Source organism: Singulisphaera photorubra, assembly GCF_045290345.1.
Taxonomy (GTDB): domain Bacteria; phylum Planctomycetota; class Planctomycetia; order Isosphaerales; family Isosphaeraceae; genus Singulisphaera.
Genome location: NZ_CP155447.1, coordinates 9626501 through 9650396, shown reverse-complemented (window position 1 = coordinate 9650396; position 23896 = coordinate 9626501). Strand labels below are relative to the sequence as shown.

Genomic DNA, 23896 nt, shown 5'->3' with positions numbered 1-23896 from the left:
GGCGAAGGCCAACCGGCAGGGTCAACCCGCGATCGGTAGGGGAGGAGCTGCCAGTCCCTGGGTGAAAGTAGGGCAAGGGGCCAGCCCGCGCATAATTGGCTCGATCAGTCAATGATTTCTTAGATATTTGCAATTCTGGATGCAATCCGCGGGCCTCTCCGTCAGGCCACACTCCGGGAGACTCGGCCCACCATTTTTTTCGAAAGGAGATTAGCAGCCATGGCCATCCAACACTGGGAGCCGTCCTACCGCGAGGCGATCAGCCTCCGCGACGCGATGAACTCGCTCTTGCAGGACAGTTTCGTCCGCCCTCTCGGCATGCTGGCCGAGAGCGACGTCGCAATGCTCCCCTTGGACATCGTCGAGACCGAGGATGAGTTCGTCGTCAAGGCTTCCATGCCGGGGGTGCGCCCCGAGGATGTCCAGATCACGGCCATCGGCGACATCCTGACGCTCCGGGGCGAGTTGAAGACCGAGGAGGAGAAGAAGGACGAGCACTATCACCTGCGCGAGCGTCGATTCGGACAGTTCCAGCGCTCGGTGAAGCTCTCGTCCCCGATCAGCCCCGACAAGGCCCAGGCGAACTTCGAGAACGGTGTGCTGACGCTGAGACTGCCCAAGGCGGAGGAGGCCAAGCCGTAGCAGATCAAGGTCGGCGCGGGGGCCGGAAACGGGTCAAACCAGGGCTCGAAGTGAGCCGACGCCGCGATTCGATGTGAGATCGACCCGGGAAGCTGCGATGGGACTGGAGCCGCCTCGGGACGGGGCCGATGACGGGATCGATCCGGTCGACGATGGCGATCGTGCTGGCGCGCAACTGATAAGCGCTCGTGCTTCGGGGCCTGTTCGCCCTGCTCTGTGGCGTCGGGGCGTTCGACTGTCCGGGGGTTCACCCTGGGGTGCTGGTTTTCCTCTACGGCCCCTACGTCCTAGCCAACGGCCGCTCCGCCATCGCAGCCGCTCTGGTCGGTCGCTCACGTGAACGGGCTCTTCGGGGCCTACGCGATAGCCTCGTGCTGCTGATCGTCCTCGGCATCCGGTTTGCGGTTGGAGCCAGAGGACCGGGGCGGAGGCGGTCGGAGTGGGCCTCACCTGATCGAAAAAGATGAGCTTCGTCCCAGGTGGCGGGAACCGAGCCGATGGTGTCACTGGAATCAATCCGCCGATCCGCGACTGATGGGGTCGCCGACTGGCTTTCTCGACTGGTCGAAATCATGCCGAACCTCGCGCCGACGCGGACCGACCCGACGGCCGAAGATCCGGCTGCCGCGGGATGGCTACACGGGTTCGTCCGGGATGTCGTCACGGTCAACCCTGAAACCAAGCATGACCTGACCAACATCCAGATCTTCCTGATCGAAATCGCCCTCGACTGCGTGGACTGGGACGCGCTGGCCCGCAACCCGCGGTTCCGCCACCTCGATTGGTCCAAGGCTCGGCTCACCTATCCTTGAGTCCCTATCGTCTTGACCGTGCCAGCAGGCGAGGCGATGCGGATCCCTGATCGGTTCCGGTAGGTGAGCCGAGCCTCGGGTCCATCCAGGTGACGGCGCCGGGATGCAACGCCATCGGATGGGCGATACGAAAGAGCCACCCCGGGTGTTCGCCCCGGACGGTGTCCGACGAAGTCGAGCGGTCCGAGCGGAGCGGAAGTCCGATCACACCCTTGACCACCGGACGCCACGCCTCTGATGGGAGAGATCGGCGATGTGGATCTATCCAAATTGCGGAGCGGAAGTTGAGTCGACTCTCGACGTCTGCTGGCGATGCGGCACGTCACGCGACGGGGTTGTGGACCCCGACTTCGTCCCCGCTGACAAGGCCGGTCCGATCGAGGACCCGCCGGTCGTCCCCCGGCTGGACCCCGCCGAGGTGGTCGACCAGTTCGGGGAAAGCCCGGAGGACGAGGTGGTCGAGTGCTACCAGGCCCTAAGCCTGATGGAGGCCCAGTTCATCGCCAATGAACTGACCGCGCAGGGCATTCCGGCCGTGTCCGATACCCACGACCTCCAGGATGAGCTCGGCCCCTGGGAGGGTAACCCCCGCGTCTTCTGCCGTGCCGGCGATGTGACCCGCGCCCGCACATGGCTGGCCGCTTACGAGCGCCGCAAGGCCGAGCACGACCGAAGCGAGTGACCATCGCAGGTGAAATGTCCGGCGCGGGTCTAAACGTCCATTTTTGGGATCGAGAATCCCCCGGCTTTCAGGCGGGCACTTCCCGCGAGTCGCATGAGCCGTTGAAATGATCCAACCGTGAGGCAATGCCAAGGACAGACGTCGCCTGATGGACGTCCCTTCGGAGTGCCACGCGGTTGCCGTACCTCGAAGACCTCCTGAGATTGGACCTGGGCGGAACCCGCGTCGAGGTGCGCCGCAAGAAGACGCCGAACCTCCACGACGAGCTTCTCGGACATTGAGGACTTGATTTGCGGCCTGGTCGCAACTCCATGGTAAAGCTCAGCGGCGGTAAAGCTCAGCGACCAGGATTCCATCCGGGTACGTGGCGAGCACCAAGAGGTCGCTGACAGGCTCACCCGTCCCACCCAAGCCGATGGGAAGACACAGTCTGCGTCGTGTCCTGAAGCCCGGCTGATTGCATGAACCCACGAAGGGATCGTAGTACCGAGGAGATTTCTCTTTCCTGCGAGATGCAACATGATTTGCAAACACGTGATCGATCTTGAGCCGGTCTCCGCCCGCACTCGGGGATGTGAAGAGTGCCTCAAAATGGGAACACCCTGGGTCCATCTGCGCCTCTGCCTCAGTTGCGGTCACGTCGGCTGCTGCGACAGCTCGCCGGGCCGTCACGCAACACGGCATTTCCACCAGTCGGGCCACCCGGTGATCGCATCCTACGAGCCCGGCGAGCGCTGGGCCTGGTGTTACCTCGATGAGGTGGATATGGACTTGCCGGCGCGGTTCACGCCGTACCTGCGGGATTGAGGAGGTCCGAGTTTCCCCCGGAGGTGGTCCAGACATGCCCAAGAACGACTTGCACGGCGTAGCCTTCCCCAAGCTTGATGAGGCCCAGATGGCCTCGCTGGGGCACTGTCCCCTGACGACGCTCAAGAGATTCCGGGACGGGGAGAAGCTCTTCGAGGCCGGCGACCGCGACTTCAGGTTCTTCGTCGTCAAGTCCGGTGAGATTGAGATCCTGGACGAAGCCGACGAGACGCCGAAGAGACTCGCGGTCCTCCGACCCGGGGAGTTCACCGGCGACGAGGTCCAACTGACCGGCGGCCCGGCGATCGTCAGCGCCGTTGCCCGGTTGGGCACCGAAGCCTACGAGGTGTCGCCCGACGGCCTGCGTCAGATCCTCAACTACCACCCTGACCTGGGCGACGTCATCATTCAGGCCTTCATCGCCCGGCGGCAGCTCCTGCGCCAGTGGGGGGAGTTCACGAGCCTGCGGGTCATCGGATCGCGCGATTCGAGGGACACCTTCCGGGTCCGCGACTTCCTGGCCAAGAACCGCGTGCCGTTCATCTGGCTCGACCCGGAGGCCGACCCGCAGGCGAAGGAACTGCTCAAGCGGTACCATGCGAGCGACGATGCGATTCCGGTGGTCGACTGGGGCCGCAAGTTGCTCCTGCGCAATCCCACAAACCGCCAGCTTGCGGAGGCGCTCGGCCTCCGCCGGCCGCTGCGCCAGGCGGCGTACGACCTGGTCGTGGTCGGGGCAGGGCCTGCCGGGCTGGCAGCGTCGGTTTATGGCGCCTCGGAGGGATTGAGCACCTTGACGCTGGAACACTCGGGACCCGGGGGCCAGGCCGGCCGCAGCATGCGCATCGAGAATTATCTCGGCTTCCCCACTGGCATCACAGGCGCCGAGCTGGCGGAGCGGGCCGTCGTCCAGGTGAGCAAATTCGGGGCGACCCTACCCGTCGGCACGCAGGTCACGGGCCTGACGTTCGACAAGGCCTCCTCGGTAATCCACCTCGACAGCGGCGAAACGGTCGCGGCCAAGTGCCTGCTGATCGCCACCGGGGCCGACTACCGCAAACTGGGGGTCGAGGGGTGCGAGCGGCTCGAGGGGTGCGGCGTCTATTACGCCGCGACTCCCCTCGAGGCGCAGATGTGCGGAGGGTCCGAGGTGTTGGTCGTCGGAGGAGGCAACTCCGCCGGCCAGGCTGCCGTCTTCCTCGCCGAGCAAGTCCGCAAAGTGTACCTCGTGATCCGAGGCGATGACTTGCACAAGAATATGTCCGAATACCTGGTCCGTCGGATCGAGGAGAATCCCAAGATCGAAGTGCTCCGCAACACGGAAGTCCGGCGGATGTCCGGCGACACTCACCTCGGCGAGGTCGAGCTCGTCAACAACAAGACGGGGGAAGTGCGGACGATAAGAACACCGGCACTCTTCAGCTTCATCGGGGCGGCGCCTCGTACCGAATGGCTCCCCCCGGAGATCGAGAAGGATGACAAGGGGTTCGTCCGGACGGGTCAGGCCCTGTCGCAGTCCGACCGCTGGACAGCCCGCCGGCCGCCGTTCCTGCTGGAGACCAGCCGCCCGGGGGTGTTCGCCGCCGGCGATGTGCGGTCGGGATCGGTCAAGCGCGTCGCTTCGGCCGTCGGCGAGGGGGCGATGGCCGTCCAGTTCGTTCATGAGTACATGAAGGAACTACCAAACGGTGCTCCGGCGGACGTACCGGTATCTCAAGGACAGAAGGGGTAATACGGAACGGAAATGAAATCCGCGTTCCCTACCATCCGGTGCTTCATAATACGTAAGGAGGCTTTACGGACACGGATTGATAGGGACATCCCGCGGATGCACATCGAGAATTATGACCAGCTGGACCGCCTGCGGGAGGCGGCCAGGGGCTATCGCAATACCCGCACCGGGCCCCGGGTGCAGGCCATTATCCTGGCCAAGCAGGGCGACACCGCCCCGCAGATCGCCCGCGCCCTCGGCTTCAGCCGCCGCGCCGTCCAGGCGTGGGTGGCCGCCTACAACCGGGGCGGCCTTGACTCGCTGCCGGACCGGCCCCACCTCGGCCGTGCACCGACCCTGGCCCATGACCAGGAGGACCGCTTCCGGGAGCGGATCGAGGCCTCACCGCGGCCCGAGGACGGGGTCTGCGAACTCCGCAGCGCCGACATCCGACGGATCCTCGAGCAGGAGTTCGCTGCCCGCTACACCCTCAGCGGGGTCTACAAGCTGCTGCACTGGCTCGGCTACAGCGACCTGATGCCGCGGCCGCAGCACCCCGAGACCCACCCCGAGGCCCAGGAGTTCTTCAAGGAGATCGTCGTCGAGCAGATCGCCGCGATCGCGGCCCAGCACCCCGACCGGGAGGTCCAGGTCTGGCACCACGACGAGGCGCGGTTCGGCCAGAAGGGGACGCTCACCTAGGTCTGGGCCCGCCGCGGGTCGCGGCCGCGGCGGTTGCGCCAGGACGGGCGGGAGTCGCTGTACGTGCTGACGGCGGTCTGTGCCGCCAGCGGGGCGGCGGTGGGGCTGGTCATGCCCGAGCTGAACACGGCGGTGGTCAACCTGTTCCTGGAGGAGTTCTCGCGGCAACTCGCCCCCGGGGTGCACGCGGTCTTGCTCTGGGACAACGCGGGGTCCCACGTGGGCGCTGGCCTGGTGGTGCCGGCGAACGTGAGCCTGATCGAGCTCTTGCCCTACTCGCCGGAGCTGAACTCGGTGGAGAACCTGTGGCACGACCTGCGTTCTCATCACTGGTCCCACCGGGTGTACACGGATTACGAGGCCCTACGCGATGCGGCCACGGTCGCCTGGAGGGCCGTCTGCCTCGACGCGGAGAAGATCCGGACGATCTGGCGCCGCTCCGTATCTCAACGAGCGCAGATAACTTTTCTGTTCCGTATAAGACGTCCCTGAGCCGTTTCCGCCGGGGGCTAGATTCGCTGGGGGAGTGGTGCCGGGGCAACCGACACCAGCCGTTGGCGGCGCAGCACCTCACCCTGAGCCAGAAACTGCGCGGCCACTTCGCCTACTACGGGATCACGGGCAACGCCGATGCGCTGTCGCGGTTCCAGTACGAGGTGACCGTCATCTGGAGGTATTGGCTGTCGCGGCGGCGCCGCGGCGGTGACTTGACCTGGGATCGTTGCAAACGGCTGTTGGAGCGGTATCCGCTCCCACCGCCGCGCGCGATCCACTCGGTGTGCCGTCCTGTAGCGAGTTCATGATGCGACGAGCCAGTTGCGGGAAATCCGCCCGACTGGATCTGTGGGAGCCTTGGGGGGCAACCCCCAAGGCGCCCCGGCCTCCCCGCTCGCCTTGCCCGAACGAGGGCCGAAGCGGCCCGGCTGTCGGGAATCTCCCGGGCGGGCCGCCCGGCCGCGTCGGTCGGGCGTCGGTCACGGTGCGGCGACGCTCCCTCATCGCCGAGGCGGACCGGCGACGGCGAGGCCCGGTGGAGGGCGGTTCCTACGGCTTCAGCACCACCTTGACGCAGTCGTCCTCCTTGTCCCGGAAGACCTTGGACATCTCCGGCGCGTCGTCGAACTTCACGCGGTGCGTGATGACGAAGCTGGGGTCGATTTCACCCTTCTGGATCCGCTCGAGGAGCGGCTTCGTATACCGCTGGACGTGGCATTGCCCCGTCTTGATCGTCAGCGACCGGTTCATGACTGCCCCCATCGGGAATTTGTCGATGAACCCGCCGTAGACGCCGATGACCGAGACCGTGCCGCCGCTGCGGCAGGACATGATCGCCTCACGCAAGACGTGGGGCCGGTCGGTCTCCAGCATCATCGCTTGCTTGACGCGGTCGTAGGTCGCGATCGGCCCGGGCGTATGGGCCTCCATGCCGACGGCGTCGATCACCGAGTCCGGCCCCCGTCCCCCGGTCATCTCCATGAGCGTGTCGTAGACGTCTGCCTCCTCGTAGTTGATCGTCTCCGCCTTGGCCCGTTCGCGTGCCATTCGGAGGCGGTATTCGTATCTGTCGATCCCGATCACACGCTCGGCGCCGAGCAGGTAGGCGCTCGCCATCGCGAGCTGACCGACGGGCCCGCATCCCCAGACGGCGATCACGTCCCCTTTCTTGATGTCGCACATCTCCGCACCCATGTAGCCGGTGGGGAAGATGTCCGAGAGGAAGAGGACCTGCTCGTCGGTCAGGCCGTCGGGGACCTTGATCGGGCCGACGTCGGCGAAGGGGACCCGCGCGTATTCGGCCTGGCCTCCTGGGAACCCGCCGAGCATGTGCGAGTATCCGAAGACACCGGACAACGAGTGCCCGAACAACTTCTCGGCCATCCAGGCATTCGGGTTTGAATTCTCGCAGATCGAAAACATCTTCCGCCCGCAGTTATAGCAAGTGCCGCAGGCGATCGGGAACGGGACGACCACGCGGTCACCTTTCTTGAGGTTCTTGACCCCCTTGCCGGTCTCGACCACCTCGCCCATGAACTCGTGCCCGAAGATGTCGCCCGACTCGACAGTCGGGATAAAGCCGTTGAAGAGGTGCAGGTCGGAGCCGCAGATCGCCGACGAAGTGATCCGGACGATTGCGTCTTGGGAGTTGAGGATTTTCGGGTCGGGCACCCGCTCCACTTTCATGGTGCCCTTGGACACGTAGCAGTTCGCCTTCATCACCGTCCTCCTTCCCGGGCTGCTCGAGGGCTGGATCGCGTCGAGTCATCCGATTGGCCTTAGGTCGCACTGCCTCGCACCCACCGCCGGACTTCTGCCGGGATTTCTGCCGGGGGTTGCGCCGGGCGTTGCCACAGGTGCGACCCGTCAAGGGTGGCCTCGGACAGGACGATTTCGCCCGTCTCCATCACCTGCTTGAAGTGGAGCAGGTCGTCCTTCAGCTGCTGCGATGGCTCTTCCCCGAAGAGCTTGGCGATCGCCGCGCCGATGATGACGCCCGGCGGGTTCTAGCGCATCTCCACGTGGACCTCGGTGCCCCGCCCGCCCGGCGCCGGCACGAACCGGACCGCCCCGGAGTTCTCCACGTCGGCCCCCTCGAGGGAGCGCCAGGCGATCAACTCGTTGGGCCGGTCCTCGGTGATCTCGGCATCCCACTCGACGGTCGACCCCACCGGGGCCTTCGCCTTCCAGTGCGACCGCCGGTCTCCGGTCACCTGCACCGACTCGAGGTGGGTCATGATGCGCGGCAAGTTCTCGAAGTTGCGCCAGAAGCGATAGAGTTCCTCGGCCGGACGATTGATCGTGATGGACCCCGTCACATCGATCTCGCGACCCCCCCATCGAGGCACCGCCGAGTCGGAACGTTGACTGAGCTGGATGGCGTCGCACACGTCCAGCACCGTCACGCCGAGGACGGCCGAGATGGCCGCCGCGACCCGGTCCCGCCGCGGAGCATCCTAGGTGACTGCATTGCCCAGGAGGGCGAGGTCCATCACATTGCCTGCCACCCGCCCCCAGATCCAGCCGGCCGGCTTGGGCCGCATGAGGATGCCGACACCCGTGGCCAGCTCTCGCAACCCCACCAGACGCACTACCTTGCGGTTCTCTTCCTCTTTGCTGACGCCGATGAACCGCGCGAAGTCTCGTGGGGCCAGGATCTCGGTCAGCCCGAGGCCGATACTGAACCAGCCCAGGAAACCCGCCAGCCACTCGGCGTGATCGCCGTAGGTCTCCATTCGAGTATCCGAGCGAGTCGCCGGGTACAAGGCCCGGTCCCCTTGCCGTCCATCCCGGACGGTGGTTCGCCCCCAAGAGAATGTCGTCGACATGTGAGTCCCTCCGCTCGTCTTGCTTCGATGGCCCGGCTTCCGTAGCCGGGCACCTCACCAGCCGGTGCCACCGGCGGCCTCCTGTCGGTCACCGACAATCGCCCGCTCCCAGAGCCTGGTCGGGACGCCAGTCCTCCCCCATGGCACGAGGCATCTGAACTCGCTCGGCTTGTCGTTGGGGTTCCCAGCGAAGTCCGCATCTCTGATGCCGCCGGATCCCGCCATGGGCCCGACTCACCCGGGGGACGGGCCCGAAAGGGGCCGATCAGCGCTTCCACAACAAGTTGGTTGTTGAAGACCGTCGCGCGACGGGAACTTCGTCGGTCCACCCGTGGCGTGGCAGGCCGGCGCACGTCCTCCCGCCCGCCGCGGAGACAAGACAGAAAGTCCCCCGCTCGTGGGAGAGCGACAGTTTGTCGGCCCCCGAGTCGACGAAGGAGTCGACCATCCGCATCGCGCAAGGCCAACCGGGCCGACCGTAAGTCGCCGGGGACGCGGGCCTTCGTCCCCTTCGGGAGCGTTGAGGCTTTTGCTGATATCTACGGTGACGAGAGCAGACGGTGTGATTAAGATGATCGCCGGCCTAGGTCCCCGTCGGGATGCGGAACTCGTCGCAATTATGCGGCTTACCTTTGGGTTGCCTACCGCGAAGGAAAAAGGGACTGACTCCCGGCCTGCATGGCCCTCGGTCCTTTCGGACCGGCCTTGGGTGGCCGGGTGCCTGTCCCCTTTTTCCGTGCGCCAGCCGAGGGAAAACCGCTCTAATACGGATCGGAAGAGAATTCTACGCTCGCGAGTGGACTTGCCCTCAGAGTTCACTGCGGAGCGGACTTCGAAGCGCGCGGCTTTCAATTCCGTTCCGTATAAGATCATCGCAACTGCCCTGATCGAGGCGGATGCCAAGCACCTGGACACGGTTGTCCTGGCGTTTGTGGGGTTTGGGTGGCTGGGGTCTCGTCCTCGAGAATCGGGCGCGAAGGCGCACGTTCCGGAGTCTCGAAGACGAGACCCCAACCACCCGGAAGATCGGAAAAATCAAGGGGAATCGTCTCCGGCTGCTTAGCACCCCGCCCGGGAGCAGGTGGAATCGTCCAGCCCTCGTGCGCGGCTGGACGGTTGGTCAACCGTTTGTCGCCATCCGGCGCTTCCAGACCTCCAGCAGCGCCACGGTGACGGCAAGGATGACCGGACCCAGGATCATCCCGGACACGCCGAACAACTCCAGGCCGCCCATGAAGGCGACCAGGGACGGCACTTCGTGCATTTGCATCCGCTTCCCCGCCAGCCGCACGTAGAGCGCGTTGTCCACGAAGATGAATGTGAGCACCCCCCACCCTAGCAGGGGACGGCCGAGAGCCATTGGCCCGTCAGGGCCAAGTACACCGAGGTAGGGACCCAGACCACGCCGGCCCCGAACACCGGCAGGATACTCAGGATGAACATGACCACGGACCACAAGATCGGGGCGGGCAGGCCTAGAGCCCAGAACAAGAGCCCGAAGCCGGTCGTGTCGATCACGCTGGTGACGACCGTGGCATGGAGGTTCGCATGGATCGAGTCGCCGGCGCGCGACAAGACCAGGTCGCTCTCGGCCCTCGACAGCGGCAGCAGCTCTCGCAGCCCGTGCACGAACATTGCTTGGTCGCGGAGCAGGTGATAGAAGATGAACACCGCCACCAGGAACTGGATGATGGCCGCCAGCGACCCTTGGGCGAGGGCGGTGGCATCCCGGGTATACGAAGCGATCCACCGGCGGATCTCCGCCTCGATATCCAAGCCCGAGCGTTGCATCCACGACACCGCGCGACCCACGATGGGAAGCGCGGTCGCCCTCTCTCGGAGGTCGATCCCAGCCGTTACCCCACCGACCATTTCGACAGCGGTGGCCGCCTCGCGGGCGAGTTGGTAGGTGACGAACAGCACCGTCCCCAGGATCAGGATCACCACGATGGCCGAGCAGAGGGCGGCGGCCAACTCGGGCCGCGCGACGCGGCGGGCGATCCGGCGGTGCATTGGCCAGGCCAAGATCGCCAGGGCCACGGCCCAGCTGATCGCGGGAAGGAGGGGGACGGCCAGCACGACGCACAGGGCGATCAGGGTGACGGTCAGCGCGGCGAGGGCGATCAACCGGAAGCCTACTCCGAACGCCCCTGGGATTGCCTCGATCGACGGGTGAGGCAGAGCGCCGGTCTTCACTCCCGAGGCTTGATCAGGGCGGAGATCCCCGGGTTGTGCACCGAGCATTGTCATCGTATTGGCTCTGTCCTTCGGCCGATCCGAGGCGGAACGATCCGGATTCGCTGTCCCTCGATGCCGCCGTCGGGCCTTCGCCTCATGTACTGACGCAGCCGAGCCTCCACTCGTTAAGATGCTTGATCAGGTCGGCCCAGGCGATGACACCAACCATGCGATTGTCGGAGTCGATGACAACCAGGTGGCGGACCTTCTTCTCGGCGAACAGCCGCTCGATCTCGTCGAGCGGATCGTCGGGCCGGACTTCGACGACGTCCCGGCTCATGATGTCGGACACGGGCCGGTTCGCCAGGTCAGGGTAGACGGGCACGCCTAATGCCACATTGTGGTCGGTCACGACCCCGACCAGCTTGCCGGCGTCCACGACCGGCAGGGTGCTGCAGTCCTCGTCGCCGAAGACCAACGTGGCCTCCAGGACAGTACTGAAGGGCGAGCAAGTCCGGGAGCTCGCCGTCACGAGGTCGGCGGCCGTACCACAGTTCCCGACCGGGCCGGGGGTCAATCGCAAATCGCGGGTTGACATCGCGGAGTCGCTCCGTGGTGAAAATCGGGCGGAAGGCGGCCCGGTCCCCAGCGAGGAGATCGGCCCAACGCGGAGGGCTGCCGGCTTCCGGATCGCGTACTTGGCACGTCCAGACCCCTATGCATCGCGGATGCCGGGTGACGACACGGCGACACGATTGCTGAGCCGCCGCCGCGATCGACCCGGACATCAGGGTGTCTTCGGCGAACCTTGGGGAAGCACGTTCTCATCGATTCGCCGCTGGGGGGCTTTCGAGCCAGATGAAGCTGATTCTGGCCATGCCCGAGGTCACCCGAGCCTGTGAAGCGCTGGCCTCATGACAACAGCTTTCGCTCTTCGGAATCGAGTCGTCCTTACCCGTTCGCCAGCTCCGTGAAGTGACAACCTGTCTCTCGTACCGAGTGAGAGACAATCTGTCGCGTTCTCGTGCCGATCGGCAAGCGAGTCGGTCGTCATTCTCGCATCGAACGCTGCGCCACAACTCCTCTCTACCGATTCGCTGGACCTGAGACGGTTCAATCGGGATCTCGACCGGCCCGGCACGGACTTTGCCCCCCCCAAGGTGTCGCTGTGACCAAGCGCTTGGACGTGGTTGATCTTGATGTTCGGATGGCACGGGGCACTTCCACGAGACCCTGGTGCGCAGGCCCACGAACCGGGAGTCTCGCCGACGAGACCCGAGCCACCCGAAGAGCAGACGCCCTCTACGATCGCTCATCATTGAGAGCCTTCCAACCATGTGGAAGTTTGCGTGGAAGAACCTGATCTCGAGGCCGACTCGCACGGCGCTGGCTGTGGTGGGCCTGACGATCCCGGTACTCGCGTATCTCGGGTTGTTCAGCGTCTCACGGGGTATCCGAGACCTGATGGGCGATACACTCGGCAAGATCCAAGGTCTGATGGTCCTACGTGAGAACTCACCCAGCCCGGTATTTAGCGACCTCTCGGCCGATCTGGGGAAGAAGTTGCGGTCGATCCCCGGAGTGCGCATCGCCGCGGCCGAGGTTTGGAAAATCGCCCCGCCGATCGATGGCAAGGTCGGCCTCAAGCCCTCCCCGATTGCGTTGCTCACGCGGCCCAAGGAGGAGGGAGTCAAACTCATCTCGTCGATGTACATGGTCGAGGGCCAGGACCTCCCGGATCATCTCCGATTGAAGGCGGCTCTGTATGCCATGTCGATCTTGCCGAAGAACCAGGCCGAGGGACGGTTCCTGACCCTTCAGGACCTCGGCAAGCCTCACGTCGTCATCAGCACCAAGCTTGCCCGCGATTTCCCCAACACCGATGGCACGCCGAAGAAAGTGGGCCAAAAGCTCCGGATCGGGACCCAGGACTTCACCATCGTTGGGCTCTACGAGACAGGATCGCTCGTCACGGATATGACCGCGTTGATGGAAATCAGCGTCGCACGGAAGTTGCTGGGAGTCGCGGAAGGCTCCGTCTCCACGTTCGACGTCGAACCGGTCAACATTGTCGAAACCGACGCCCTGGCAATGCGAATCGAGGCCAAATTCCCGGGGGTCCGGGCGCAGCGAATCAGCCAGTTCAACCTCACGGTCGGCACGATTATGGGCAAGCTCGATGCGTTCCTCTTCCTGGCGGTGAGTCTAGCGCTCGTGGTCGTCGATGGTCAGGGAGTGCCGCGTTGAGGGCTTTGGCCGGGTCCGAGGTGGGGCGCGACGGAGCGACAACTGTTACCCGACGGTCACGCTATAGCGATCCTCCATTGAGTATCGTTCCTGCTCGAGTCTTCTCCGCGCCGCCTCGATCGCTCCGACCCGTCCCGGGGACTGTGGTGCCGCGTCAGAAAGGAGGCGGTGGGATTCCCTCGGGCCGAACGATCACCGGGATGTCGCACGGGAAAACCTTCAGCTCGAAGGGGGTCCGACCGATGGTCTCGCCGTCGGCCTGCACGAGGAGGGGAGAATCGGACACGACGACGATGATGTGCCGAGCAACGAGGTAGCTGACGTTGCGGTTCGTCTGCGGACGGCCCAGGGCCAGTTGCCAACCCAGCACCAGGAAATCGATCAGATTCCGAGCTCGAAAAATACAGATGTTGATGTTGCCGTCATCCGGACGAATCCCTGGTCCCCATCGGAATGGCTTCCTGCCCATCGTCCCGCAGTTCACCGCGGCCACTTCCGAGGCTCGAGCGTGCGTTACATCCCCATCGACGAAAATATGGAAATGGCGTGGCTGGAATCCCACCAGACCCTTGATGGCCGCCCAAGAATAGGCAACCCAGCCGATCCGCCTCTTGACCTGGGGTTTCGCCTCGTGGATCACCAGGGCGTCGAGTCCGATGCCTACCCGCGAGAAGTGGTGGCGACCCTGGACCTCCATTCCGTCGATGCGGGCCACCGAATGAGGACCGGTCAGCAAGGCGCACGCCCCCTCGAGGTTGAGCGGAATGCCCAGCTCTTGGGCCACGACATTGGCGGTACCGAGAGGGAGGATGCCGAGCGTGGCCGACGTCCCTACGAGCCCATTGGCGACCGCGGCTACGGTTCCGTCTCCTCCGCCGGCGACGACGATCTCATATCCACGCTCGGCCGCGTCTCGGGCCGTCGCCGTAACGTCTTCCGGTCCGGTCGACTCGTGGAAGGCGAAAGTCCCATCAGCACTTTTCCACTGCTGCTGGAGGATTTCGTTGATCTTCCCTGGGTAGGAGCCCGCCGCCGGATTAAGGATCACATAACAACGTGGGGATCTGACATCTGGGGCGCTGGCCATCGCGATTACACCCCCCAGGAATTGCTGCGTGGCCACCGGTCGTCCTGACAAGGTTTTGTCGATACCCCGAGGATGGCTGCGGATCCGAACCCGCCGACTCACTGAGAGAACGGGCGGGGAGGAAGGCGGGAGGGCCCGTCATCGCCCCTCAAGCTCGGCAAGAACCCTGATGACCCCAATGGTGGTCGCCGTCGCGTACGCATTGACCGGCGACGGTCGGAATGGGGGAAGGGTCGCCGAGTCAGGCGCCACATTTGCTCTCTCAACGGGAACCGGCACACTGTCGGAAGGGCAGCGAGCCTAAGACCGGACCGGACCATATCGGACGGGGGGATCCCTATGCAAAAGCTGGTCCAGGGCATCCACCAGTTCCAGGCGAACGTGTTCCGCCCCCGGCGGGAGTGGTTCGAGCGGCTGGCCGCCGGGCAGCGGCCGCTGGCCCTATTCATCACCTGCTCGGACAGCCGGATCGACCCGAACCTGATCACCCAGACCGACCCGGGCGAGCTGTTCATCGTCCGCAACGCCGGGAACCTCGTCCCCCCGCACCTGCCGGGCCCGGGCGGGGAAGAGGCGACGATCGAGTTCGCCGTCGCCGGGCTGGGGATCAAGGACGTGATCGTCTGCGGGCACACCCGTTGCGGGGCCATGAATGGCCTACTCAACCCGGCCGGGCTCGCGGACATGCCGGCCGTCCGGCATTGGCTGACGCACGCCGACGCCACCCGGCGGATCATCCGGGAGAAGTACGGGCACCTGGCCGACCCGTCGCTCCTGACCGCGGCCGCCCAGGAGAACGTGCTGGTCCAGTTGGAGAACCTGCGGACCCACCCGGCGGTGGCGGCGGGCCTGGCGAAGGGGGAGCTGAATCTCTATGGGTGGGTGTACAAGATCGAGACCGGGGAGGTGTTCGCGTTCGACCCGGCGGCCGGCCAGTATACCCCGCTCGCCGACCAGCCCCCGCCGGCGGTCCCGGCCACCCGGCTGACCGCCCCGATGATCTGACGAACCAGCCCGACGCCCGAACCCCCCGGAGTGAGACCTCACCGACTTTTGGATATCACCCTCCACACCCCCGACACGATCTACTCCCCCCGGCACGTCCCGAGCTGGCTCTTCCTCGCGGGGGCGGCCGGGATGGTGAACGGGGTCGCGTTCCTGATCTGCGAGCAGTTCGTCACCCACGTGACCGGGACGGTCACCCGGCTCGGACTGGAGTGGCCGCACGACCGGGTGGCGGCCGAGTACGCGGTCATCGTCGTCAGCTTCGTGGCCGGGGCGGTCGCGTCGGTCGTCGCGATCCAGGCCCGGGCCCGCCGGGGGTAGCGGCCCCGGTGGGCGACCCCGCTGGTCTCCGTCGCCCTGATCCTGGCCGGTGTCGCAGTCGCCGGATACCTCGGGGGGTTCGGGCGGTTCGGCGGGACGTACGCCGCCGACCCGCCGCCGTTCGCCTTGCTGTCCCTGCTGTCGTTCGCGATGGGGTTGCAGAATGCGGCCGTCTCCTCGACCACAGGGCTGACCGTGCGGACGACGCACCTGACCGGGCCGGCCACCGACCTCGGCGTCCACCTCGGGGTGGCCTGCCTGGCGACCGGGGCCGAGCAGCGGGCCGCCCTCCGGGGGGCCGCGCTGCGTGGCGGCAAGATCGTCGCCTTCATGATCGCGGCGGGTTTGTCGCTCCCGCTGGCCGGGACGTTCGGGTTCCTCTCCCTGCTCGCCCCGGCCGCCTTCGTCCTGTTCGCGGCCGTGCTCAGCTTCATCCCGGACTGGAGCCGGAGCGACTTCCCGTTCCGGGCGGAAAGCGGCTCCGCACGGGCGGCTGGCACGTCTCCGACGTCGGTTGCTGGCGCCCGGTGAGGGGCGGCCGGCGGGTAACAACCGGAGCGGCTCCTGCCGGTGGGAATGGTGGCCAGGCACCTAGAGAAGGTAAAGCGGGAAACCTGGATAATCTGTCAAGGTGGGCGGCTGACTATTCATTCTTACTGGAACTCCCAGATATCCGACTGGAGTGCCTGGCTGCTCAATCTCCCTCGCTGCCCGGCGCCTGGTAGAATGGGGCACCAGAAATCGCCATGGAGCAACCGATGTCCTCGCTGCTCAACTCTGCCTTGCGCGACTTCCTTCGGCTCCTGATCCTCATCCTTCAGGCGGGGCTGATAGTCTGGACGGCCTGCGTGCCGTTGGTTTGGATCCTGAGGGACGGCCTGGGTCCGGACGCTGCCGATAGCGGTTGGCCATGGTCCGTGTTCAAGTTCGCAGTGCGATGGGGCGTCCCGTCGCTGGCACTCGCGTTGCCGCTGCACGGGCTCTCGTTCGTGGACCGGCGGCTTGGCGAGAATGGGCCTGGGAATGGTCGCTATAGAGGGTCAGAAAAGTCATGCACGTGAAGTCCCCCCGGCGGACGGGTTCATTGCAGCCCCGAAGGGGCGACCGTTCCTAGACAGGGGTGAAGTCCCTGGGAACAAGACAAGCTCAAATCAGTATTTTTTGCTTTGCAGCCACGGAGGGGCGACCGTAAAACGCATAGGGACTCATGAGAAGTAGCCAGGCACTTCAGGTGGCTCATCTGGGAGTTTCCCTGAAACTGGGTGGTCAGCCGCCCTCCTTGACGGATTATCCAGATTTCCCGTTTCACCCTCTTTTGGTGCCTGGCCACCATTCCCCGGAATCCGAGAGCGGTGGGACTTGTTGAGGTAGAGGTTCCCCTGAATAAGGTTGGCGACCTCAGCGTCTGTGCAGCCACCGAGCCACAGTAGGAGCGCTTTGGTGGCAGACTTGAGAGTATTAAGGTGGGCCGACACGATTAAGAGGACGGACGTGCCGCGCCCCATCGGAGTTTTCCGCGTTCGGCCGCCAGATCTACGGCTTGTGCCACTGGTTTCGCTCGAAAGGTTCGGAACAGACGAATCGTTTTGGAATCGGCCGAGACAACGAATTGACCCGTCCCTTCGTGGCCCGAACCGTCGCGCCGATCGTCTTGGCACCCAAAAAGGGGAGCGGTGAATCCGTAAATGGGCCTTTTGGCCTCGAACGCTGACCGGAAGGTTCCATCGAGACGTCACCGCAACGCCCACACACGAGATGATCCGCGAGAACCAGGACGCAATGAGCACGGCGATGAGGGGGTTCGAGGTCTCGTCGTTTCCTCAGTCGGTTCCGGAAGCGCGAGCCGCCTCGGGAAATCGCTTGAGCGCCGCCATCGATCCGACGCTTCGGAGCCGCGGGTCAGTCCAGTAACGCACGTGCGCTCCCTGATCGATGCCATCCAGGAGGGTCTCTTCAAAGATCCGATCGACTTCAGCCTTGGTGTCACTGCCGCACTCGACGCAGGGATCGCGGTCCAGGCTCAAACGGGTGCAGTTCGTGCATCGGAAACCGGGTCGTTCCACATCCGGCTCTTGCAAGAGCGTGTCGACCCGCAGCCTCCAAAGGGCGGCGAATACCTCCTCGGGACCATGCGCGCCTCGATACGGCAGGAAATCCTGAATGGTCTGCCACGTGGCCTGGGCCTCGCGATCGAGGAGTTGTTGCTCCTCCAGTCGCGCGCGTTCCAGGATCTGGAGGTGGGGATCATGCAAGTCGTCGACATCCCACCGGGCCACGATCCGGTCGCGTAGATATCGATGCAAGCGGCTCTCGAAATCGGGCAGGATCTCCGAGGGACACCCAATTATCAAATGTTCAAATGGCTCTCGTTGCAGCCACCGCAGCGCCGTCTCGGAAACATTGTCAAAATGTTGGTGGTAGGACGCAACATGTCGGTTCCTGTACTGAATCTCGCGGTTTGGGACCGGGAATCGAATTCGGCCAGGGAGTTCGTCGTGGAGCTCGGCCACCTCCTCGAGTCGCTCGAGGAAGAATAGGAACATCCGGGACTGGGCCTTGTCAGTCAGAATGATCGCGTAGCGGTCGGATTGATCGAGGATCTGGTTGAGCGGCCAGAGGACGAAGCGGTTCTCATAGAAGAACCGTTCCTGGACCGGCCAGGGGAGCGGCAGCACATGACCTTCGCCGGCTTCGGAGCCGATGAAACAGGCCAGGCCGCGAGTGAACCGCTCGCCATAGGCGGTCGGGGCGACCTCCTCCACCAAGTCCAGGTCATGGAGCAGCGACTGGCGCACCTCGTGCCGGGTTTCCAACCGTTCGATCTCCTGGCGAGCGTGGGCCAGGGTGGTCTTCAGGTCGCGTCGGAATTCCGGAAAGTTGCCCCAGTGCTTCGGGTCCAGGTCCAAGTAAACACTGCTCACCCTTTGGTCGGGTGCCTGGAACGCCTCGAGTTCGTTGACCAGATCCGGGCGAATGACGCCTTCGTGGACGGCGACCTTGTTCTTGGTCAAGTTAGGCATAGATCTCTCTCTCTGTTGGTTCAGACACGCCCGATCGGGCTCAGACCTGGTCTCGCATTTCCATGCGAGGTCCATTGGTGTTCGCATTTGTCAATGTTTCATGCCACATTGTCTTCGCCACAGCACTCTCCTCTCGGCCTCTCCGTTGCATTAGTGCTCGAGACGACTGGCCACTTTGTTGTGCAAGTCGATACGGTCCACCTGGCATGTTTGGTTCCGGAGTTCAGCCCTGACGACATCGAGCCTGCCGGGCTCCCGGGTTTTCATCGGGATTCGTCCAGCCACCGACGTCCCGGATCAACTCGTCGGCCTCGGGGGGGCCCCAGGTGTCGGGTTCGTAAAAGGCGAGCGGGGGCGGATCGTGAAGGATGGGATCGACGACGCTCCACGCGGCCTCAACGCCGTCTTCACGCGCGAAGAGGGTGGGGTCGCCTGCCAGGGCGTTCTCGAGGAGGCGAGTGTAAGCGGGTACCTGGACTTCGGGGTGACGGGACACGATCAGCTCCACGTCCTCCAGGTCGACCGTCTCCCCTTCGGTTCGCGTCAACGCCCCGATTGCGATTGTGTTGTCCTGGGCCAAGCGGAACCGGACGTAGTTTCGCGAGGCCTCGAGTTTGAGCCGACCGAAAAGATCTTGCGGCCGGCAACGGAACTTCACTCGGACTTCCGTCACGGTTCTCGGCAAGCGTTTGCCGGCCCGGATCAAGAACGGCACGCCACTCCACCGCCAGGAGTCGATCGACAACCGCACCGCGGCAAAGGTCTCGACGTTCGAGTCGGGGAGCACACCCGGCTCATCGCGGTATCCCCGGAATTGGCCTCGCACGATCCGAGAGGCGTCCAGGAGCCGGATCGCCCGGAGGACCTTGACTTGCTCGTCTCGAAGCCCGTCCGGTGCGCCGCTACCGGGCGGCTCCATTCCCAGGAACGCGACGACACTGAGCATGTGGTTCTGGATCACGTCGCGAATCGCGCCCACCTCCTCATAGAACTTGCCGCGTCCCTGCACGCCGAAGCTCTCGGCCGACGTGATCTCGACGTGCTGGACGAAGTTCCGGTTCCAAACTGGCTCCAGGAAGAGGTTCGCGAACCGGAAGAATACGAGATTCAGCACCGGCTCTTTGCCGAGGTAGTGGTCGATTCGGAAGATCGACGATTCGGGAAAGTATCCGTGCAGGATTCGGTTCAGCTCGCGGGCCGACTCCAGGTCCCGGCCGAACGGCTTCTCGACCACGATCCGCGCATTCTGGGCACACCCCGACTCGGCCAGGTGGCGTGCCACGTCATCGAAGAGGCTCGGTGGAATCGCCAGGTAGTGCAGCGGCCGTTGCGCGTCGCCCAGCTCGCGGCGTAGCGCGTGGAAGGTCGCCAGCGATGTATAGTCTCCATCGACGTAGCGAAGCAGCTCCAGGAGCTTCCAGTCGGACTCATCCAGCCCGCCGCCATGTTCTTCGAGACTGGCCAGTACCCATTCCCGGAACCTCTGGAGGTCCCATCCGGATCGGGCCACGCCGAGGACCGGGACCTTGAGCCGTCCATGCCTCATCATCTCCCGGAGGGCTGGGTAGATTTTCTTGAAGGCAAGGTTACCCGTCGCGCCGAAGAAGACCAGAGCATCGGATGGAGTGGCGTCCAAAGAAATCCCCTTGGTTCCATGGGACAACTCATCGGTGGAGAAAGATCGGCTCCTCCGGGCCATCCAAGCCGCAGTGCACGTCAGGCTGACCCCTCCACGCGTCGCCGCACGGCCTTCGCGGGCGATGCTTGATCCAAGGGTACGGCGCCGAGTCACAAGTCATCGGACGTGGCCACGGATTCCATCGAGCGTTGCTCGTTCATGCAATGATGATAGTTGATGATTCGAATCCCACGCAGGCGTCGAGGCGGTCACGTCCGAGTCACGGGTAGTCGCGCTGGATCTCTGGCAGTTCCTCGTCGGTCGCTCGACGTTTGGAGGTCTCGAGCGGGACGAGCACAATTCCCGTCGACTGACTCGCGCCGTCGTCCGCGATCCTTGCTCGGCCTGGTCCGATCGGACTCTGGTCGAGGCCTGGACTGGCTCCTCCAAGTCAGACGTCGTAATGACTGCGCGGCCCCTGCGCGGAAGCGTGCGCCTCTTGTTTTTCAATCTCGAAGCAAGAGATGCGCCAAGCGGTCGAAGCCGATGAGAACCAAGCGCCCGGACGACCTCATCACAGTGAGGAGCAAGCAGTTAAGACCAAGAGAAGGCATAGAGCGAGTGCGGACTTGAGAGGTCGCCGATCCCTGGGACTCGCCGCGGGCGCAGGACACGATGTCGGTCTCGCCCCACCCGAAGGACATCTTGGCACACCAACGACGGTACTCGCTGGGCACGGCTGAGGTTGTGGCGATGGTTCCGTCCTGCAAATACCGAGGATTCAAGAGGGGTCGCAGCCGCGGCGCCCCCTCTCGAGACGCATCGGCATCCTTCGTGCAATGGAAGAGACCAATCAGATCAAGACGAGAGATGTCCAGCAGCCGGCCATCCATTCTCTCGGAGGAGCGTGTAATGAATATGAATAGCCACTGGGTCTTCAACGGGGTCGACGATGCCCTCAAAGCACGCCTCGAGTCGACCTGGGCGAAAGAACTTCCGAGGATCCAAGCGCTCCTGAAGCGTTACCCCTCGGACCTCCAGGAGATCCGACTGACCATCAGCCATCACGCGGCGAGGCCGCTAGGTGAGTTTTACGAGGTCAAGGCCGTGCTCCAACTGCCCACGGGTACGCTCACGGCGGAGGCGAACGGCCGAGATCCCGAGACGCTCCTGGACCACGTCGCGGACTCCCTCGTGTCGCAAGTCAAGCGGCACAAGGGGCGGGTTCGCCGCGAGGCGAGCACCGATGAGAAGGCCCGCAATCGGGCTGAGCTCAGCGCGGTCCTTCCCGTGCTCCAGCAGCGCGTCGAGTCGGGCGATCGGGAGAACTTTTTCCGACTGCTTCGCCCGCTACTCGGCCACTTGCGAGACTATGTCCGCCGGGAGTTGAGACACCTGGAAATGAACGGATCGCTCCATCGGGGGGAATGGACGGTGGAGGATGTTCTCGATGAAGTCATGGTCCGGGCCTGGGATCGGTTTTCGAATCGACCTCGGGACTTGGAACTGGATCTCTGGCTCACCAAGCTCGTCGACGAAGCGATGAGCGCGTTGATCATGCAAGAGCCTCGTCCCCACCTGTCGCTGGAAGTGAGTGCCGAAGAGATCATGCCGGACGCGGTGCCTCGGCCGGACGAATCCGAGTGGTGGGCCGATCTCCGGGACGAAACCGAGCACTACTCGCTCGGCGACCTGATCCCAGACATCGAAGGGACCAACTCCTGGGAGGAGCTCGAGGCCGAGGGGCAGCAAGATCGGCTCCTCTCTCTACTGGACGAGTTGCCACCGGCCCAGCGGCAGGCCTTCATTCTGTATGCCCTGGAGAACTATCAGACGGGGGAGATTGCGAAACTCCAGGGGCGGCCCGAGGCCCAGGTGAAGGCGGAGATCAAGGCGGCCCGGGAGCGGCTCAGAGAGCGCCTCATGACCGACGGCCATGCGCGGGACCCAGGCAAGCCAGGCGCGGCGTTGAGCGCCGCCGGAAAGACGGGAGGGAACTGACGAAGTCGGTGCCCCTTGCACTCGAGGTGATCTCACGGTCAAAGGCCCGCACGTTGTCGGTGCGGATGGGATGGCATCAGGAATGCCTCGACTCGAAAGGAGCTTCATCCATGACCGACCGAACGATGTCCGCACCCGCGACGGAGGACCAATCCCCACCTTCAGGGGCGGAGAAAACGATCGGTGGAGCACCGCAGGCCCAAAAGGCCTCGGACGCGACCGCGGGGGGAGAGCAAGCCGTCGGTGGAGAGACGCAGGCGCGGACGGCTTCAGCAGCGCGCCCGGCCGATCCGGAGACCTTGCGGGCTCAGGTCGCGGCCGCCGAACAGCAGCGAGACGATTATCTGGCCCAGCTTCAGCGCATCCAGGCCGATGCTGAGAACTTCCGAAAGCGTCTCCTGCGCGATCAAGCCGAACAGCAGCGGTATGCGCCCGCTCCTCTGCTCGGCGCGCTGCTCCCGGTCCTGGACAACCTGGAGCGTGCCCTGGAGGCCGCCAGGCAGCAGAGCGAGGAAGGCCCGCTGGTCCAAGGGGTGGCCCTGGTTCGGTCGCAACTACTCGACATCCTCGGCCGCTTCGGCCTCACCCCTATTGGCGCTTTGGACCAACCATTCGACCCCGACGTGCATGAGGCCGTGCAGCAACAGCCCCGGGCCGACGCGACCGCGGGACATGTCGTCGAGGTTCTCCAACCCGGCTACTCCATGCACGATCGAGTCGTGCGTCCCGCCAAGGTGGTCGTTGCGTCGTCACCCACCTTGTAGCGGGGACCGAAGCGCCTACGGAGCTCGGCGCTGAAACAGGCTCATGAGCAGGGAGAAGAGGATGCTGAGCAGGAGGCAAGTGACCACAGGGAAGTAAAAGGTCGTTCGCCGACCTCGGACGATGATGTCCCCCGGCAACCGGCCCAGGCCAATGCGCTCGCCCAGCGGCCACAAGACCCCGATGACGACGAGTCCAATACCTACCAGGATAAGTCCCTTGGCAATGTTCATCGGACGGGTTCCCGGTCAGGTTTCGCCATGCTCGTGCGACCCGAGCAGGCCGCTACGGTAGAGGTAATAGGCGAGGGTAAGCAGGCTGGTCAGGGTCGCCGCCACGTATGTCAGCGCCGCGGCTGAAAGGACCTTCTTGACGACCAGTTCTTCGCGCGGGTCGATCAAACCCACGGAGCGCAGCGCCTGGCGAGCGCGTTGGCTGGCATCGAACTCAACGGGGAGGTTGATGATCTGGAACAGCAGCGTGAGCGAGAAGGCAACGATTCCGATGACGATCAGGTTCAGGCTGGAGAGGGCGAATCCCAAGAGGATCAGGATCCAGGACAGATTACCACCCCAGGCGGCCAGCGGGACGATCCCGTTGCGAAGCTTCAAGAGGGGGTAATGAGTCGCGTCCTGAAGCGCATGCCCGGCTTCGTGAGCCGTGATCCCGAGCGCGGCCAGCGTCCGCCCTTCGTAGACGTCCGGACTGAGCCGGAGGACCTTCCCAACCGGGTCATAGTGGTCCGATAAGAATCCCTCGGCCACCTCGATACGAACCGCCGTCATCCCGAAGCGAGAGAGGATCACCTGGGCGGTCTCCGCGCCGCTCACGCCGGAGGCGGCCGGGACCTTTTGTGCCTCGGCGTAGGCTCGCTGCACCTTCCATGACGCCCAAGCAGCCAGCAGCAGGCCCGGAGCCAGAAAGACTAAGTAGAACGGATCGGACCCATAAACCATCAGAGAATCCTGAGTTATACCT

24 protein-coding genes and 1 pseudogene are annotated in these 23896 nt (G+C 64.5%); 14 read left to right on the top strand and 11 right to left on the bottom strand.

Going from position 1 to position 23896, the window contains the following annotated elements; all coding sequences use genetic code 11:
- Positions 1-219: 219 nt before the first annotated feature.
- The 8 genes from V5E97_RS35930 (at position 220) to V5E97_RS35895 (ending at position 6159) form a co-directional block, all read left to right on the top strand.
- Complete coding sequence (locus tag V5E97_RS35930) at positions 220-642, top strand: Hsp20/alpha crystallin family protein (RefSeq protein WP_406696349.1); 423 nt, start codon at positions 220-222, stop codon at positions 640-642.
- Positions 643-1139: 497 nt separating this feature from the next.
- Entirely contained in the window at positions 1140-1454 is a 315-nt protein-coding gene (locus tag V5E97_RS35925; protein WP_406696348.1) for a hypothetical protein, read from the top strand.
- Between the two features lie 253 nt (positions 1455-1707).
- Positions 1708-2136 carry a hypothetical protein gene (locus V5E97_RS35920; protein WP_406696347.1) on the top strand — a complete coding sequence of 143 codons (429 nt, stop codon included), beginning with the start codon at positions 1708-1710 and terminating at the stop codon, positions 2134-2136.
- Between the two features lie 519 nt (positions 2137-2655).
- Entirely contained in the window at positions 2656-2943 is a 288-nt protein-coding gene (locus tag V5E97_RS35915) for a ubiquitin carboxyl-terminal hydrolase 14 (protein WP_406696346.1), read from the top strand.
- Positions 2944-2977: 34 nt separating this feature from the next.
- On the top strand, positions 2978-4675 hold the full coding sequence (locus V5E97_RS35910; RefSeq protein WP_406696345.1) for an FAD-dependent oxidoreductase: 1698 nt from the start codon (positions 2978-2980) through the stop codon (positions 4673-4675).
- A 96-nt stretch (positions 4676-4771) separates the two neighbouring features.
- Positions 4772-5356 (top strand): IS630 family transposase, encoded by a 585-nt coding sequence (locus V5E97_RS35905; protein WP_406696344.1) that lies wholly within the window; start codon positions 4772-4774, stop codon positions 5354-5356.
- Between the two features lie 63 nt (positions 5357-5419).
- Complete coding sequence (locus V5E97_RS35900; protein ID WP_406696343.1) at positions 5420-5848, top strand: transposase; 429 nt, start codon at positions 5420-5422, stop codon at positions 5846-5848.
- A 62-nt stretch (positions 5849-5910) separates the two neighbouring features.
- Complete coding sequence (locus V5E97_RS35895) at positions 5911-6159, top strand: type 1 periplasmic-binding domain-containing protein (protein WP_406696342.1); 249 nt, start codon at positions 5911-5913, stop codon at positions 6157-6159.
- A gap of 241 nt (positions 6160-6400) precedes the next feature.
- Here the strand turns inward: V5E97_RS35895 and V5E97_RS35890 are convergent, their stop codons facing one another.
- The 6 genes from V5E97_RS35890 to V5E97_RS35865 all read right to left on the bottom strand — a co-directional run bounded on the left by V5E97_RS35890 (position 6401) and on the right by V5E97_RS35865 (position 11455).
- A complete protein-coding gene (locus V5E97_RS35890; protein ID WP_406696341.1) occupies positions 6401-7570 on the bottom strand; it encodes a zinc-dependent alcohol dehydrogenase in 1170 nt (389 codons plus the stop codon).
- A gap of 287 nt (positions 7571-7857) precedes the next feature.
- On the bottom strand, positions 7858-8241 hold the full coding sequence (locus V5E97_RS35885) for an SRPBCC family protein (RefSeq protein ID WP_406696340.1): 384 nt from the start codon (positions 8239-8241) through the stop codon (positions 7858-7860).
- Positions 8242-8307: 66 nt separating this feature from the next.
- Positions 8308-8679 carry a hypothetical protein gene (locus V5E97_RS35880; RefSeq protein WP_406696339.1) on the bottom strand — a complete coding sequence of 124 codons (372 nt, stop codon included), beginning with the start codon at positions 8677-8679 and terminating at the stop codon, positions 8308-8310.
- Between the two features lie 1120 nt (positions 8680-9799).
- Positions 9800-10006, bottom strand: coding sequence for an AI-2E family transporter (locus V5E97_RS35875; protein WP_406696338.1), 207 nt, complete (start codon positions 10004-10006; stop codon positions 9800-9802).
- An 8-nt stretch (positions 10007-10014) separates the two neighbouring features.
- Positions 10015-10929 carry an AI-2E family transporter gene (locus V5E97_RS35870; protein WP_406696337.1) on the bottom strand — a complete coding sequence of 305 codons (915 nt, stop codon included), beginning with the start codon at positions 10927-10929 and terminating at the stop codon, positions 10015-10017.
- 82 nt (positions 10930-11011) lie between these two features.
- Positions 11012-11455: a CBS domain-containing protein gene (locus tag V5E97_RS35865; protein WP_406696336.1), complete on the bottom strand. Its 444-nt coding sequence runs from the start codon at positions 11453-11455 to the stop codon at positions 11012-11014.
- 737 nt (positions 11456-12192) lie between these two features.
- Here V5E97_RS35865 and V5E97_RS35860 point away from each other — a divergent pair.
- Positions 12193-13104 (top strand): ABC transporter permease, encoded by a 912-nt coding sequence (locus V5E97_RS35860; protein ID WP_406696335.1) that lies wholly within the window; start codon positions 12193-12195, stop codon positions 13102-13104.
- Between the two features lie 154 nt (positions 13105-13258).
- Here V5E97_RS35860 and V5E97_RS35855 read toward each other — a convergent pair whose 3' ends face one another.
- Positions 13259-14227: a diacylglycerol/lipid kinase family protein gene (locus V5E97_RS35855; RefSeq protein WP_406696334.1), complete on the bottom strand. Its 969-nt coding sequence runs from the start codon at positions 14225-14227 to the stop codon at positions 13259-13261.
- Positions 14228-14530: 303 nt separating this feature from the next.
- Between V5E97_RS35855 and V5E97_RS35850 the strand changes: the two genes are divergently transcribed.
- The 3 genes and pseudogenes from V5E97_RS35850 to V5E97_RS35840 all read left to right on the top strand — a co-directional run bounded on the left by V5E97_RS35850 (position 14531) and on the right by V5E97_RS35840 (position 16578).
- A complete protein-coding gene (locus V5E97_RS35850) occupies positions 14531-15196 on the top strand; it encodes a carbonic anhydrase (RefSeq protein WP_406696333.1) in 666 nt (221 codons plus the stop codon).
- A 132-nt stretch (positions 15197-15328) separates the two neighbouring features.
- A pseudogene (locus V5E97_RS35845) lies at positions 15329-16048 on the top strand (YoaK family protein).
- Between the two features lie 227 nt (positions 16049-16275).
- Positions 16276-16578, top strand: coding sequence for a hypothetical protein (locus tag V5E97_RS35840; protein ID WP_406696332.1), 303 nt, complete (start codon positions 16276-16278; stop codon positions 16576-16578).
- Positions 16579-17337: 759 nt separating this feature from the next.
- Here the strand turns inward: V5E97_RS35840 and V5E97_RS35835 are convergent.
- Entirely contained in the window at positions 17338-18537 is a 1200-nt protein-coding gene (locus tag V5E97_RS35835; RefSeq protein ID WP_406696331.1) for a baeRF10 domain-containing protein, read from the bottom strand.
- 223 nt (positions 18538-18760) lie between these two features.
- The gene (zwf, locus tag V5E97_RS35830) at positions 18761-20173 is read right to left on the bottom strand and encodes a glucose-6-phosphate dehydrogenase (RefSeq protein ID WP_406696330.1); all 1413 of its coding nucleotides are present in this window, start codon (positions 20171-20173) and stop codon (positions 18761-18763) included.
- Between the two features lie 894 nt (positions 20174-21067).
- On the opposite strand from zwf, the gene V5E97_RS35825 reads away from it, so the two are divergent.
- Both V5E97_RS35825 and V5E97_RS35820 read left to right on the top strand, forming a co-directional pair.
- Positions 21068-22156: a sigma-70 family RNA polymerase sigma factor gene (locus V5E97_RS35825; RefSeq protein WP_406696329.1), complete on the top strand. Its 1089-nt coding sequence runs from the start codon at positions 21068-21070 to the stop codon at positions 22154-22156.
- A 110-nt stretch (positions 22157-22266) separates the two neighbouring features.
- A complete protein-coding gene (locus tag V5E97_RS35820) occupies positions 22267-22920 on the top strand; it encodes a nucleotide exchange factor GrpE (RefSeq protein ID WP_406696328.1) in 654 nt (217 codons plus the stop codon).
- Positions 22921-22935: 15 nt separating this feature from the next.
- Here V5E97_RS35820 and V5E97_RS35815 read toward each other — a convergent pair whose 3' ends face one another.
- Both V5E97_RS35815 and V5E97_RS35810 read right to left on the bottom strand, forming a co-directional pair.
- Positions 22936-23151 carry a DUF2905 domain-containing protein gene (locus tag V5E97_RS35815; RefSeq protein ID WP_406696327.1) on the bottom strand — a complete coding sequence of 72 codons (216 nt, stop codon included), beginning with the start codon at positions 23149-23151 and terminating at the stop codon, positions 22936-22938.
- Positions 23152-23166: 15 nt separating this feature from the next.
- On the bottom strand, positions 23167-23874 hold the full coding sequence (locus V5E97_RS35810) for a zinc metallopeptidase (protein WP_406696326.1): 708 nt from the start codon (positions 23872-23874) through the stop codon (positions 23167-23169).
- Positions 23875-23896: the final 22 nt, after the last annotated feature.